We start from the raw sequence: 15,557 nt of genomic DNA, 5'->3' as shown, positions 1-15,557 counted from the left end.
CCTTATGAAAGAATTTGAATATTTAGAAAAAATCAAAAATGAAATTATTACCATTGATAATTTAAACAAGAAAAACGACTGCTTTATCAGATATTTATTTTCAGACGAAGGAAATGAAAATATTGTTTTAGATTTTATAAACGGAGTAATGATTGATTTAAATTTTCAAACTTTTAATAATGTTGTAATTTTAAATCCTTTTAATTTAACTAAATATTTAGACGGTAAAGAATCTATTGTCGATGTTAAATGCATTACCGAAGATAATCAAACCGTTATAATTGAAATTCAATTACAAGGAAATCAATATTTTATCCGCAGAAGTCTTTATTATTGGGCGAATAGCTATAGTTCTTTACTTAATAAATCGGAAAATTATACAAAACTTTCGCCCGTAATTAGCATTAATGTTTTGGACTTTATTTTATTTAACGATATTAAAGATTTTCATTCTTGTTATTTATTGAAAGAAATTAAGCATAATAAAATATTAACCGAACATTGCATGTTGCATTATATCGAATTACCTAAATTTAATTTAAATAATGACAAAGAAAAATTATCAAGTTGGATAAAATTTTTTAAGGGGGAGAATATGTCAAATTTAATAAAAGAGAATAATATTTTTGAAGAAGTAGAAAAGAGATGCCAAAGTTTTATCGATAGCGACCCGTTGATAAACGCTTACAGAAAAAAGGAATGGAATGAGTATTTTTATAAGGATATGATGAATGTAGAAAGAGAAGAAGGAATAAAAGAAGGCATGAAAAAAGGGAAACTTGAAGGACTTAAAGAAGGCAGAATATCCGAGCAAATCTCAATGGCAAAATCAATGAAAACTAAAAACCTGGACATTAACCTTATAAGCGAAATTACAGGCTTAACAATAGACGAAATAAAAAAACTTTAACATTAAAATTTTAATTATAATGTATTTCTTTATTCATTATTTACTTAACAGAATTATATTTAAATCTTCTATTCTCGCTTAAAACTTTACTTATAGCCTTCATTAAAAGCCCGATTGAAAAAGACAAAGCGGATAATATTATCAAACATATAGTTAATATCGCTGTTGGAAATCGCTCAACTTTTAAAGTTTCAAAATATTCTATCGTTATTCCTATTCCTAAAAATAATCCAATTACTAAAAATATTAAACTTATCGTATTAAAAAATAATAAAGGCTTTTCGGTAATTAATAAATAAATTATAGTGAAAAGTATTCTAAATCCGTCCTTAAAAGTATTTAATTTTGAATGCGAACCTTCGGGACGCTTTATATATTTCGCTGAAACTTCGTCTATAGGCAAACGCATTTGCAAAGCGTATATTGTAAGCTCTGTCTCTATTTCAAAGCCTCTCGAATTTGCTGGAAAACTTTTAACAAATCTTTTTGAAAATATTCTATAACCGCTTAACATATCGTTAAATTTCTTACCGAAAAGAAAATTAGCAAATCCCGTAAGCATCATATTCCCAAAAGAATGTCCTTTTCTGTGAACGGTTTCATCGACAACTTCTCGAGATATATTAAGCATATCTAATTTATTTTCCGTAAAGTAATTAATAAAATTATTTATTTCGCTTAAATCGTATTGCATATCGGCGTCAACCATAATATAAATATCCGAATCAATATCAGCGAACGCTCTTCTAATAACCTCACCTTTTCCTTGATAAGAAACTTTATTTACTATCGCTCCCGTTTCTTTTGCAATGTTGTAAGAATTGTCGGAACTGTTATTATCGAAAACATATATTTCACATTTCGGACAATATTTTTGAATATCGCAAATAACTTGTTTAATTGTAAGCTCTTCATTATAGCAAGGAATAATAGCGGCTATTTTCATTTTTCTCTCCTTGCAATTCTTTAATAAAAGTAAAAAACGATATTAGAGATATTATTGATATTGGATAAACGGGATAAATATATCTAATATCTACTACAGGAGTAAATGAAACCACAATAAATATTGTAGCGATTGAAGAAAAAGAAACAGAAAACGAATAAATTAAAAGATTTGAATTAAATATTCTTTTTGTAAAAATTAAAATAAAATTAATTATAAATATAATAAATGTCGATATAACGCAAAATATTATAGGAATATGAAACATATTCTTAAAAAGAAAATTATATATTTTTTCTCTTAATGGCGTGAAAGTAATTTTTTGCTCGTTGCTATTAAATCTATTGATTATAGGTATATGTGTGTTGTTAAATCCAATATATAATCTTTGTATAAAATCAGAATTCATTAACCACCAACTTTTTTTATTTTTTATACAAAATTCTATAAAAAATCTATTAATATGTTTAATGTAGTTTATAGGATATTTAAAAATATATTTTATCCATACTCTTTTCAAATTGACTAATTTAGTATTTGCTAAAAATGGTCTCTCTTTTACCCAACCTGTAGAAAAATTATCAGCATTTAAAGGATTATCGTTATATGTTTTCTTTACATCTTCAAAAGTTTTACCATCTTCATACCATTCTTTTGGTATTAAAGAATTATCATTCGCTGGAACAGAGCAACCCGCTATTTGAAGTAAGAATAAATGGTTTGATGCGTAATTATAATGAATTCCTAATATATGCGGAAATACTTTTACAATTCCAACTAAAATAATTGCCCATAACAACATTAGTATAACAAATGATTTTACATACTCTTTTATATTTTTTATTTGATTTGTTTTAAGGCATAAATAAGTAATTAAAATAAAAATAGGATAGATAGTGACTATCATATTATGTCGCCATAAAAGCCCAAATAATAATATAATAGCGGTAAATATTTTTATGAATAATCTTATATATCTATTATTTATCGGCATTGATAATTGAAAAAATATTAAAGAATATAATAACCAAATAAACATTGAAGCTGTTGAATCTTTTACTTGAGAGAAATTCATAAAATATATATCTTTAATAAAAATTAACAAATAAATCAGAAGAACTTTTTTAGTTTTAAATCTATGATATAAAGAAATTATAATAAGAGCTAATCCTAAATAGAATAGAAATAAATTAATAAAAAATAAATAATAAGAATGAACTCCAAATATTTTATATAAAAAATGCAAAGTCAACGATATAATAACAGGATGCCAATTACTATAATTATTCGCTATAGCTTCTCCAATAATAACATAATTGTCCGCCCATTGAAAATATCCAGGAAATCCGAGCCAAAATTGAAATATAAATAATATTAATACAATAATACAATTTACAATAATAAATATTTTTTCATTTACGCTTAAAGGATTAAAATATTCTTTTTTACCTATAATCTCTTTATAAAAATTTAAAAAATTTCCAAATGCATAATATATAAAAAATTTAATAGCTAATATAAATATTAATATTACGCATATAATACTAATTAAATTATTTTTTACTTTCAAGATATAATTAATATTATCAATTTTCTCTTCAATCTCTCTTTTATCAGATATAAAATTCCCGTAAGGACTTCCGTCTCCATCCATTTCCACATTTTTCATATAATCAGGTAAGTTTGATAAATCAGGATAAACGCCATAAATATCGTTATTCCTAAATGTTTTGTCATAATAACGAATTCTAAAATGATGGACATAATTTGTAATATTTTCATTATTTAAAATAAAATTCTTTAAACCTTCTTCGTCTAAATCATTATTTATATTTTCTAAATTATTTAATTCTAATGTTTTATCAATATTCAAATTAAAATCAGTTAAATAACCAATTCGACTTTTAGAGCCCAATATTTGCAAAACGACTAAAGCGATAATCGTAACAATTACAAACGGAATATAAATTTTTAGAAATAAATTTTTGTGTTTCATAGAGTTATCTCCTTAAAAAGTTAATTTTTGTAAACGCAAGGGAAAGCGTTTAAATGTTTCAAATAATTCTTTAGTTTTGCAATGAAAAAATCGCCGAAAAAATTTATAATGCTGCGTGTAGTGTAGTGTAGTGTAGTGTAGTGTAGTGTAGTGTAGTGTAGTGTAGTGTAGTGTAGTGTAGTGTCAAACTAAACATATAAAATTCCTACCTTATTTTTTAATAATTAAATTATAACATATTAATAAAAAATGTCAACACCTAATATGGCGATAATAAATAAAAAATATATCTTAATTATATTCTTGAAAATATTTTTATTATATATTATAATCTAGCCTATAATTTTTTATAATATTTAATATAGGAAATCAATAAATGGATAATTTGGACGAAATTTTTAGCTTTCTAAAAAATAGTATAGAAAAAGCGGATATTCAATCAAAAATAGACGATATAAGAGTCGCATATTTAGGAAAGAAAGGAAAAATTACAGAATTATTAAAAAATTTGTCTTCAATAAATAATTTGGACGAAAAAAGAGAACTTGGGAAAAAAATAAACGAGATAAAAAATTTCTGCGAAAAAGCCTTAAACGAAAAGAAAAAAGCTATTTTGGAAAAAGAATTTTTAATCTCTCTTCAAAAAAATAAAATCGATATAACAATGCCAGGAAGAAGACCAAAATCTGCAAATGTAAATCTATTAACTAAAGTTGAAGAGGAAATAGTTTCAATTTTAACCGAAATAGGTTTTAGAGTTGTTGAAGGAAATGAAATCGAAGACGATTTTCACAATTTCGAGGCTTTGAATATTCCTTATTATCATCCTTCGAGAGATAGTCATGATTCTTTTTTTATTTCTAAAGAACATGTTTTAAGAACTCATACTTCGGGAATGCAAATAAGAACTATGATGGAAACTAAACCTCCAATAGCGATAGTTTCGCCTGGAAAATGTGCAAGAAGAGACGCTATAGATTCAAAACATTCTCCCGTATTTCATCAAGTTGAAGGGCTTTTAGTCGATAAAGAAATAAGTTTTAACGACTTAAAAGGAATATTAGAACTTTTCTGCAAAAAAATGTTTGGAGACAAAACTAAAATAAGGTTGCGTCCCGATTATTTTCCTTTCGTTGAGCCTGGAGCTGATTTAAGCGCTACTTGTGTTATATGCGCGGGAGAAGGTTGTAAAACTTGCGGAGGCGAAGGTTGGCTTGAACTTATGGGAGCGGGAATGGTTCATCCTAATGTATTTAAACATGTCGGCTATGAAGCAAATAAATATACGGGATTTGCGTTCGGTATGGGAGTTGAAAGAGTCGCAATGATAAAATACGGAATAACCGATATAAGAATGTTTTACGAAAATGATATTGATTTTTTAAAACAATGGTAATAAAAAATTGAATAGATATAGTAATGAGGTGGAGTAAATGAAAGTTCCTTTAAGTTGGCTTAAAGAATTTGTTAATTTGGATGATTTGACTGCGGAAGAGATAGCTAAACAATTAACTCTTGCGGGAAGCGAAGTGTCTTCAATAGAAACTACGGGAGGAGATATTCCTGGAGTTATAATTGGAAAAATAGCGTCCGTTCATAAACATCCCGATGCCGATAAATTAAGCGTTTGTAAAGTCGATATTGGAGACGATGTTTTATCTATAGTTTGCGGAGCGCCGAATGTTAGAGAAGGGGCTTTTGTTCCTGTTGCAATGATAGGAGCGAAATTGCCAAACGGACTTACGATTAAAAAAGCGTCAATAAGAAGTTTTGAAAGCAATGGAATGTTATGCTCAAGAACAGAATTAGGTTATGACGAAATTGAAGGAATATACGGAATATGGATTTTAGACGAAGAAATAAATAAAGCGGGATTAAATACCGAAGAAATTATAGGAAAACCGATTTCTTTAATAGTCGGAACTGTAGATTATGTGTTTAATATAGAAATTACGGCAAATAGAGGAGATTTAGTAAGCATTATAGGTTTTGCAAGAGAATGTTCTTTAGTATTGGAAAGAAGAGTAACCGTTCCTCAAGTAAATACTTACGACTCAATAGGCGGAAATATAGATATAACTGTAGAAAATCAAGAAGGTTGTTATAAATACACGGGAAGACTTATAAATAATATAACTGTCGCTCCGTCTCCAGATTGGATGCAAAAAAGATTAAAAAAATGCGGAATCAATCCAATAAATAATATAGTCGATATTACAAATTATGTTATGATTGAATATGGACAGCCTTTGCATGCCTACGATTTCGATAAAGTAAAAGGCGGTAAAATTATAGTTAGAGATGCAAAAAACGGAGAGAAATTAACGCTTTTAGACGGCAAAGAAATAGAATTAAACGAAGATGTTTTAATTATAGCGGACGAAGAAAAACCTATTGGAATTGCGGGAGTTATGGGCGGAGATGAAACTAAAATTGAAGAGACTACAAAAAATATTTTAATAGAATCGGCTTATTTCGACCATATTGCAGTAAAAAAATCTTCGCTTGCCACAAATACGAAAACGGACGCTTCTTACAGATTTGAAAGAGATATAGACTACAATTCGACTCTATCAGCCTTAAACAGAGCGGTTGATTTGATAGTCACTTTTGACAACGAATGCAAAATATCATCGAGAGCGAAAGAAGTTAATACAAAACATTTTGAAAATAATAAAATAGTATTTGATTGTTCTTTAGTTAAAAGATATTTAGGGCTTGATATGAATATAGGCGAAATGTCTTCAATATTTAAAAGATACGGTTTTAACGCTTCAGCGCTTGGAGAAAATAATTTAAAAGTTGAAGTTCCTTTTTATAGGCATGATTTATCGATAGCGGAAGATTTAGTTGAAGAGATAGCGAGAGTTTACGGATATAATAATATATCTTCAAATATTCCTCATATAAAATGCAATCCTATAAATACCGATTATGAAGAGTTAAGTTTGATAAAGCATAAAGTCTCTTCTTACGGACTTTACGAAACTAAACAATATTCTATGGGCGATAGCGCTATTTTTATGAAACTTGGAATTGAAGAAGAGAAACTTATTAAAGTGGTTAATCCTCTTACAAGCGAAATGGATGTTTTGCGTCCAACCGCTTTGGCTTCTTTATTAAATAGCGTAATTTATAATCAAAATCATAGACATAAAAACGGAGCTTTATTTGAAATTGGAAATATTTTTTATAAAGACGGAGATAAATTTATTGAAGAAAAGCATCTTTCTGCGGTTATGTTTGGATTATATCAAGAAAAATTATGGAATAAAGATGCGAGAGTTTACGACTTTTTCGATATGAGCGGAGTTGTCGAAGAGTTATTAATAAAAGATTTGAAATGTTCCGACTATAATTTAATCGCTAAAGAAAATAAATGGTTTGTTCCAACAATATCCGCTGAAATAATTATTTTTGGCGAAAAAATAGGAATAATTGGCAAAGTTCATCCTAAAATCCTTGAAATATTCGATATTAACACGGATGTTTATTATTTAGATATCGATATAAGAAAAACATTGAAACTTATTAAAGAGCGAGCGAAAAAACTAAAATTAAAAGATATAGGAAAATATCCCGCCGTATTTAGAGATTTGGCTTTGGTTTGCGACAATAATATAGAGTTTAGTAAAGTTATTAAAGCTATAAATAAATTCAATGATATAATTCAAAATGTTGAAGTTGTCGACAGATATGTAGGCGAGCAAGTTGAAGAAGGAAAACAATCAATAGCGATTTCAATTACTTATTACGATATTAATAAAACATTGAAAGAAGAAGAGATTAATTCTGTTGAATCCGCTTTACTTGAAATGCTAAAAAATAAGTTTTCAATAAATTTAAGAGTTTAAAATCGGAGAGATTATGGAATACGATATAATAAGCTGGGAAAATATAAACGAAGCGATAGAAACGATAGCGAAACAAATAGAGGATTCAAAAATTCATTACGAAGTTCTTTACGGACTTGCGAGAGGCGGATTAGTGCCAGCCGTTATGTTGTCGCATAGATTAAATATTCCGATGGTTCTTAATATGGAAGAAGTTTGGAGATTGAAAGTTAGAAATAAAGCGGTTTTAATAGTTGATGATATTTCGGATACGGGCGAAACTTTGAAATATTTTGACGAGCAGAAATTTGATATTGCGGCGCTTTTTGTTAGAGAACATACAAGCAAAGTTAAACCTAAATATAGTTATAAGAATATTAATCATAATAATTGGCTTTTATTTCCTTGGGAGACAAAAGACTCAAGCAAATAATTTTTATTTTTATATAAAATAATAATAAAACAATTTTAATATAATTTATTTATAGTTTTGTAAATATTATTAATTCGTATTTTAGTCTAATTTTTTTTAATGAAAAATCAAATAAAGCCGAATAATTATTATAAGAATATTTTTTATTTATGGAATTTAAATGCCTTATATAAAATTAAAAGTTTTTATAATATTTATTTTATATGTTAATCTAAACGGCGAAGTTTATAATGTATTTTCAAATTATAGTAATATATATTATAGTTCGGTTAATAATACTCAAAATGGTTTTATATTAAATAATTCTTCAATGAAAAATAATAATACTTCGGAAATATCAGAATTATTTGAACCCGTTTTTGCCAATACTGTTAATTATAATAATATTAATTATAGCAAAGATATTAAATATATAGACGGAGTTTCAGGCGGAAAGGCTGTTTTGCTTCCAAATGGAAAATCTTTTATAAAAATAGACAATAAAAGTTATTTTGATTCGAGAGAAAATTCGATAAATAGTTTTAATATAGAATTTTATTTAAATCCTTATCAAGTAAGGATGAATTCTAAAGTTCTTTCAAAAATAGCGATATATAATGACGAAGACGGAGAGAAAAGCAAATATTCGGGAATTCGAGCGAGCATAATAGACGGAAAATTAGTTTGGCAGTTTAATAATTTGTTTATGTATGAAGGCAAATATTCAAATATAACTTTATCTGTGGGCGAGACTTTAAAACCTAACGAATGGCGACATCATTGCGTAAGTTTTGATTCTAAAACGGGAAAATTGGTAAAATATATTGACGGACTTGAAGAAGAAATAATTTATTTAACAAGCACGGGAGATATTAACGGTTCGCCTTACGCGTTTAATATAAATAATATAATTTACGAGCCTTTATATTTAGGGCAGGGATTTATTGGAGCGATTGACTCTTTTTCTTTTACTCCAAATTTTAAGAAGAATTTTAATTTATATAAATACTTAAAAAGAGGCGAGTTAATAAGCGAAGTTATAGATTTAAAAGATAATCACATTTTTATAGATTATATAGATTATAAGGCTAATATTTCAAACGGAACTTATATGGATATTTATTATAGAATTTCAGATAATTATTTTCTGCCCGAAGATGATTTTATAGAATGGAAATTTTTAGATGCAAAAAATATTATCTCAAGCGGAAGATATATTCAAATAAAAGCCGTTCTTGAAAGCAATAGCGAAAGAAATATAAGTCCGATATTAAATAATGTTGAAATTGTTTATCATAGAGGAAAGATGCCAAAAAATCCCGTTAATTTAACTGCGATTGCGGTTAATAATTCAGTCGTGCTAAAATGGGACGGCTCTCATGAAAATATAACGGGTTATAAAATATATTACGGAACTAAATCGGGAATTTATAATAATGCCGATAATATTCCAATAATAATAGGAAATCAAAACGAATATGTTATAAACGGATTAAAAAACGGCGAGATTTATTATTTCGCTGTTACTGCTATAGGCGGCGAGGGCGGAAATATAGAAAGTAATTTTTCTAAAGAAGTTTTTGTCCGAACATCTTATTAAAATAAAAAGGAGAGAGACTATGCATATAGGAACTAAAGCGGTAAAATTAAGCAATCTTGCGGAAGATTTATTAAGAAAGGGAGTCGATGGCGAGGCTATGGAAGCTCTAAAAAGAAGTATGAGATTAAGCAACGGAAACGATATGAAATCGTATTTGCAAATAGCTTTATCTTTATTTGAAAGCGGAGATTACGAGCATGCAAAAATATTCTTAAATACTTTTTTAGAATATTGGATGTCGTCAGAAGCATATTTTATTTTGGGAGATATCGCCAAAAAAGAATGTAGATTTAAAGACGCTTTTGAATTATACAGAAAAGGAATAACTCTATATAATTCGCATAATCTTAATCCTTATTATGAGTTTTTATCTTTATGCTCTCTTTTAGGAGAAGAGGACGAAGGATTGGAAATAGCAAAATATTTATTGAAAAGAAATAATAGAGACAGAGTCGCGTTGGTTTATATGGCTACTTATTTTTACAGAAATCAAATGTATAAAGAAGCGATAAATTTTTATAAAATATTAGTCGAAAGCGATTTAGCCGATTATAACGATTATCATTATTATGGCGTTTGTTTGCATGAAATGAAAGATTATAAAAAAGCGGAAGATATGTATATTCAAGCTTTATCAATATATCCTGCAAATACTCCAGCCGCAATCGAGCTTAAAAATTTGAGAAATAAAAATTTACGAGATAATTATCCTAATATAGCTCAAAGCAAGGCAAAATATATTAAGAATATAAAAAATTCGCCTAAATCAAACGATTATTTTCATTTGGGAAATATAGAGTTTATAGAAGGAAATTACGAAAAAGCCGCAGAATATTATTATAAAGCTAAAGAAGTTTACCAAGCGAGTATTGAAACGGAAAATAATATTGAAAATAGAGAAAAAGTTTTAGTATGATTTTTTAATTAATCATTAAATACGGAAACTTTATTTCTTCCCATACGCTTCGCTTCATACATAGCGCTATCGGATTCTTTTATAGTGTCAGAAATAGCTTTTTTTGAAGAAGGTTTATATTCCGACACTCCTATACTTATAGTTATATTTATAATATTCTTTTCGTAAAAGAAAGATTTTTTTTCTATAGTTTTTCTTATTCTTTCGGCTAAAATATAAGCCTGTTCTTTTTTTGTATTCGGACATATAACTAAAAACTCTTCTCCGCCGTATCGAATCGCTATATCGCTTTTTCTTAAAATGCTTATATTATCCGAAGAATTATTCAAAAGTTTTCCGATTTCATGAAGTATAAAATTTCCGCAGTCATGCCCGTATATATCATTTACATTTTTAAAATGGTCTAAATCCATAAACATTATTGACATATTATAATTATATCTTATAGCTCTTTCAACTTCTTCTTCTATCACTTTATTGAAAAATCTAACATTATATAATCCTGTGAGAGCGTCTATTGTAGATTGAGCGTTTAAGGTGTCGATTTCTTTTATAAGATTTTTTATAACATTGTCTTTTTCCATTGAGGATTTTTCTTCTATAATACTTATATTTAATCCGATATTTCTTATTTTTAATTTAATAACCGTTTCGTATAAATCGTATAAATTTGCAACTCCCAAAGGATGATTTTTATTATCTACAATTATTATATATTCGGTTTTGTTTTTAAGCATATTGTCAAATATTTTTTCTAAATCGTCTTCGGGATAAGCCGTTATAAAATCTTTATTCATATAAAAAGAAATTTCTTTATTAAGAACGGCTTCGATATTTTTTGTAGTTTTTTTTGATAATTGTTTAAGAACGCTAATCGATAATTGACGATAATCTATTATTCCGACTAATTTATTAGATTCGTTTACGATAGCCAATAATTTAAAATTCTCTTTGCTCGCTATTAATTTTGATAGAGTAATATTTTTTTTTACAATTTTAATATCGCTATCAATATGAGATTTTACCGCATTCTTATACATTAAATATAAAACCTTTTTTAATATTTATAAAACCATATTAAGACATTATTATATACTAATATTTAATTTTTTTCAATAATTATAATTTATTTATATTTTTACTTTATAAAAATCGTCATTTCTGGCGATAGCGAAACAATTTATATGAAAAATTAAATTTAAAAATTTAGTTTCGTTAATAAACAAATCTATTAAAAATCGATTACTTCGGCTAAAGCCCTCGCAATGACTAATTGATAAAAAAGAAGCTCGCCCATTTCAGACAAGCCTCTTCAATAATATAAAAAAAGATTTTTCTAACCGCAACCTAAAAATCGCAACTTAAAACCTCAACTTTTATAAACTACTTTATCAAACCCTCACTGCAAGCAAAAACTACTTACAATGAGGAGTTTAACAAAATTTATTTAATATATGATGGATTGACTTACATTTTACAATTATTCTATCCAAGCTCCTTTTTTCTGGTCAAATGTAATTGAATGTTCTTTATAAAAAGAATTGAACGGTTTGAACTTAATCACAAATGTAGCTTTTGTTCCTTCCGTAGAACTTGTAATTTCAAAACCAGCGTTATTATTATAAGTTGAAATATCTTGGCTAGAATTAAAAGAATTTGAGAGAATAGTTGCAATTTCGCTCATTTTTATTTGATTACCATCATCGCCAGTGTTCGCATTTGCAAGTGTAAATTTGCTATCGTCAGAAGCATCGACTTGAAAGTCAGTATTTTTAAATAATATTGACCTAGCTTTACCTGTTTCAGTTTGCACAAGCTTATCGCCATCGAAACTTTCTTGCCCTTTTACAGTATCGCTTACATCAAACTTTAATTTTTTCAATGTTTCAACCGAAATATTAGTTTGCATTTTTCCTACAAAAATATCTGCAGTGTCAGTATATCTTGTAATTGGGCTAGACGAACTTGCGGATAAATCAAAAGTTAAAGTAACTTTATTCGATACGGCAGCCTCTGCTGTAGACAAATCAATATTTGTCAACTTTAAAGCGTTGTTTTCAACAATAAAATTATTTATGTCTAAATTTAAATTCTTGCCTTGTTCTACTTCAACTTTGGTTACCGTTGCATTTGCTCCAGCGAACCTCAAAGGGATGGAGTTTAAATTTGTTTTTCCGTCAGTGGATACGATTAGCAAATTTCCCGTCATTGATTTTGTAGGGTCGATTGGTGTTGGGTCTCCTCCACCTACGCTTTTTCTACAACCGAAAATTAATGCTACTGCCAATAAGATTATTGTGAAAGTTATGCTTCGGACATGTCCGAAGGGCGCAAGCCTACGGCTTGCGCCTATGTTTCTTTTAATTTTTTTTGAATTAGTCATACTAATTCCTCCTTTAAATAATTTAATATTTTTATTTAAAATAATTAGAGTTTTGCCTCCAATAATTTTCCACTTTAGCAAATAAACTTAAAAAGCCTAATTGCAACTTTTACTTTATCTTACTATTCTAATTATAAATAGCAAATCAAATATTCTCTACCCATAATATAGCAAACTTTTAAAAAAAGTCAAGTAGAAAATTTATAATTTTTGACTTTCTTTATAGTAAAATATCGGCTTTTGTATTGATAAATTTTAATTTTTATAAAAATTTATATAAAATATAAAATACTTTATTTAAAAAATATTAATTTCAATGTATAATATTCATAAATAAAATTTTTTTATAAACTTCAAATTTTTAAGGATTTTCTTAATTATGATAAAAGCCATATTTTTTGACATAGACGGAACTTTGGTTAGTTTTAATACTCATAAAGTTTCAAACGCTTCTAAAATAGCCATTAAAAAACTAAAAGAAAAAGGCATAAAAGTTTTTATAGCTACGGGAAGAATTAAATTGCAAGTAGATAATTTGGACGATTTGGAATTTGACGGATATATAACCGCTAACGGACATGATTGTTATGTAGACGATAAAGAAATATATAGAAATGCAATAAGCAAGGAAACAATATACTCTTTAATCGATTATCTAAAAAACAAAGAAAAATTTCCATGTTCTGTAATGACGAATAACGGAATATTTATTAATTATATTGACGATAAAGTAAAAAAACTTTCTGAAGGAGTAGATATAGAAATTCCTGCAATCGAAAATTATTTTGAGTTTGTAGAAAAAAATATTGGCAATATTTTGCAAATTAATATTTTTGTTGGAGAGAATAAAGAAAAAGAATTAATGAATAAAGTATTTAAAGATTGCGAATCTAGTAGATGGCATCCCGCATTTGCAGATATTAATAGCAAGGGCGGAGGAAAACATATAGGAGTAGATAAAATTATAGAATATTACAAAATAGATATTGCAGAAACTATGGCTTTTGGAGATGGCGGAAACGATATAACTATGATAGAGCATTGCGCGATTGGAATCGCTATGGGAAATGCAAACGAGAAATTAAAAAAAGTCGCCGATTATATAACCGATAATGTTGATAATGAAGGAATATATAAAGCTTTAGAGCATTTTAATTTAATATAAAAACTTGAAAAATATAAAATTTTTTACTATACTAATAATATAAATAATTTTGGAGTTTTTTATGAGAGCATATAATACCGTAGCATTAATACTTGGAGGAGGAAGAGGAACGAGATTATATCCTTTAGTTAAAGCGCGTTCAAAACCCGCGGTTTCTCTTGGAGGACAATACAGAATGATAGATATTCCCGTATCAAACTGTATTAATAGCGGACTTAGAAATATTTATGTTATAACTCAATTCAATAGCGCCTCTTTAAATAATCATATTTATAATGCTTATAGATTTGATAACTTTTCAGGCGGGCATGTAAGTATTTTAGCAGCCGAACAAACCGATACAAATATAGATTGGTATCAAGGAACTGCGGACGCCGTTAGAAAAAATCTTTCGCATTTCGACAATGAATTTATTAATAATGTTTTAATACTTTCAGGCGACCAAGTTTATCGTATGGATTATAATGTTATGAATAGGCATATGCTTGAAACGGGAGCGGATATTGTTATAGGAACAGTTCCCGTATCTAGAGAGGAGGCAAAAGGTTTTGGAGTAATGCTTGTCAATAAAAGAGGGCAGATAACTAATTTTTACGAAAAACCTAAAGAAGATGAGATTCTCAATTCTCTAAAATTAAGCGCAGAGCAAAAGAAAATGTTTGATATAGAGGACGGAAAAAAAGAATATTTGGCTTCTATGGGAATATATATTTTTAGAAGAAATGTCCTTAAAGAACTTTTGGAAGATGTTTCAATGATGGATTTCGGAAAAGATATTATACCCGAAGCGATAAAAAAATATAAAGTATTCAGTTACGCTTTTCAAGGATATTGGGAAGATGTAGGAACTATTAAGGCTTATTTTGACGCGAATATTTCTTTTGGAAGCAAGAATCCGCCTTTCGATTTCTATGACGAAGACGCTCCAATTTATACGCATGTTCGTTATCTATCGGCATCGAAAATTGAAAAAGCAAATATTAATTCAAGCATAATAGCGGACGGATGCAAAATAGAAAACGCCACGATAAAAGAATCGGTTATAGGTTTGCGTTCGGTTATTCAAAGCGGTTCTAATTTGGAAAGAGTCATTATGATGGGAAGCGACTATTATGAGAATAGAGATGATATAGAGAGGCTTAATGTTAGACATTTGCCTAAAATAGGAATAGGAAAAAAATGCACTCTCAAAAATGTGATTATAGATAAAAATGTTAGAATAGGAAACGAGGTTACTATAGTAAATAAAAAGAGAATTCAGCATCAGGATAGCGAGTTTTATTGCATAAGAGATGGAATAGTTATAATTCCTAAAAATACGGTAGTTAAAAGCGGAACTGTTATATAGTTTTATTTATTAGAAATTTAAATTATAAAAATTATTTTTTAATTAAAA

Annotated in this window: 12 protein-coding genes; 8 read left to right on the top strand and 4 right to left on the bottom strand. The window is 27.9% G+C overall.

The genetic code is table 11. The features are described from left to right. Positions 1 to 4 precede the first annotated feature (4 nt). Entirely contained in the window at positions 5 to 910 is a 906-nt protein-coding gene (locus EPJ79_RS04485; RefSeq protein WP_147738597.1) for an Rpn family recombination-promoting nuclease/putative transposase, read from the top strand. A 40-nt stretch (positions 911 to 950) separates the two neighbouring features. On the opposite strand, the gene EPJ79_RS04480 is transcribed toward EPJ79_RS04485, so the two are convergent. Beyond that, a complete protein-coding gene (locus EPJ79_RS04480) occupies positions 951 to 1,856 on the bottom strand; it encodes a glycosyltransferase family 2 protein (protein WP_147738596.1) in 906 nt (301 codons plus the stop codon). After that, positions 1,825 to 3,852: a hypothetical protein gene (locus EPJ79_RS04475; RefSeq protein WP_147738595.1), complete on the bottom strand. Its 2,028-nt coding sequence runs from the start codon at positions 3,850 to 3,852 to the stop codon at positions 1,825 to 1,827. Before EPJ79_RS04475 ends, EPJ79_RS04480 begins: the two co-directional genes overlap by 32 nt. A gap of 376 nt (positions 3,853 to 4,228) precedes the next feature. Between EPJ79_RS04475 and pheS the strand changes: the two genes are divergently transcribed. The 5 genes from pheS to EPJ79_RS04450 all read left to right on the top strand — a co-directional run bounded on the left by pheS (position 4,229) and on the right by EPJ79_RS04450 (position 10,613). Beyond that, positions 4,229 to 5,248 (top strand): phenylalanine--tRNA ligase subunit alpha, encoded by a 1,020-nt coding sequence (gene pheS, locus EPJ79_RS04470; protein ID WP_147738594.1) that lies wholly within the window; start codon positions 4,229 to 4,231, stop codon positions 5,246 to 5,248. 37 nt (positions 5,249 to 5,285) lie between these two features. Further along, complete coding sequence (pheT, locus tag EPJ79_RS04465; RefSeq protein ID WP_147738593.1) at positions 5,286 to 7,706, top strand: phenylalanine--tRNA ligase subunit beta; 2,421 nt, start codon at positions 5,286 to 5,288, stop codon at positions 7,704 to 7,706. A 13-nt stretch (positions 7,707 to 7,719) separates the two neighbouring features. After that, on the top strand, positions 7,720 to 8,118 hold the full coding sequence (locus EPJ79_RS04460; RefSeq protein ID WP_147738592.1) for a phosphoribosyltransferase: 399 nt from the start codon (positions 7,720 to 7,722) through the stop codon (positions 8,116 to 8,118). 160 nt (positions 8,119 to 8,278) lie between these two features. Beyond that, positions 8,279 to 9,697: a fibronectin type III domain-containing protein gene (locus EPJ79_RS04455; protein WP_147738591.1), complete on the top strand. Its 1,419-nt coding sequence runs from the start codon at positions 8,279 to 8,281 to the stop codon at positions 9,695 to 9,697. 19 nt (positions 9,698 to 9,716) lie between these two features. Continuing rightward, positions 9,717 to 10,613 (top strand): tetratricopeptide repeat protein, encoded by an 897-nt coding sequence (locus tag EPJ79_RS04450; protein WP_147738590.1) that lies wholly within the window; start codon positions 9,717 to 9,719, stop codon positions 10,611 to 10,613. Between the two features lie 8 nt (positions 10,614 to 10,621). On the opposite strand, the gene EPJ79_RS04445 is transcribed toward EPJ79_RS04450, so the two are convergent. Next, positions 10,622 to 11,653, bottom strand: coding sequence for a diguanylate cyclase (locus EPJ79_RS04445; RefSeq protein WP_147738589.1), 1,032 nt, complete (start codon positions 11,651 to 11,653; stop codon positions 10,622 to 10,624). A 440-nt stretch (positions 11,654 to 12,093) separates the two neighbouring features. Beyond that, a complete protein-coding gene (locus EPJ79_RS04440) occupies positions 12,094 to 12,996 on the bottom strand; it encodes a hypothetical protein (RefSeq protein WP_147738588.1) in 903 nt (300 codons plus the stop codon). Between the two features lie 379 nt (positions 12,997 to 13,375). Here EPJ79_RS04440 and EPJ79_RS04435 point away from each other — a divergent pair, with 379 nt between their 5' ends. Together EPJ79_RS04435 and EPJ79_RS04430 are read left to right on the top strand one after the other, a co-directional pair. Beyond that, a complete protein-coding gene (locus EPJ79_RS04435; protein ID WP_147738587.1) occupies positions 13,376 to 14,161 on the top strand; it encodes a Cof-type HAD-IIB family hydrolase in 786 nt (261 codons plus the stop codon). 61 nt (positions 14,162 to 14,222) lie between these two features. Next, positions 14,223 to 15,509 (top strand): glucose-1-phosphate adenylyltransferase, encoded by a 1,287-nt coding sequence (locus tag EPJ79_RS04430; RefSeq protein WP_147529065.1) that lies wholly within the window; start codon positions 14,223 to 14,225, stop codon positions 15,507 to 15,509. Positions 15,510 to 15,557 lie beyond the last annotated feature (48 nt).

Source organism: Brachyspira aalborgi (genome assembly GCF_008016455.1).
Lineage (GTDB): Bacteria > Spirochaetota > Brachyspiria > Brachyspirales > Brachyspiraceae > Brachyspira > Brachyspira aalborgi.
The sequence above is the reverse complement of the archived record's forward strand: the minus strand, read 5'-3'. Positions and strand labels throughout refer to the sequence as shown.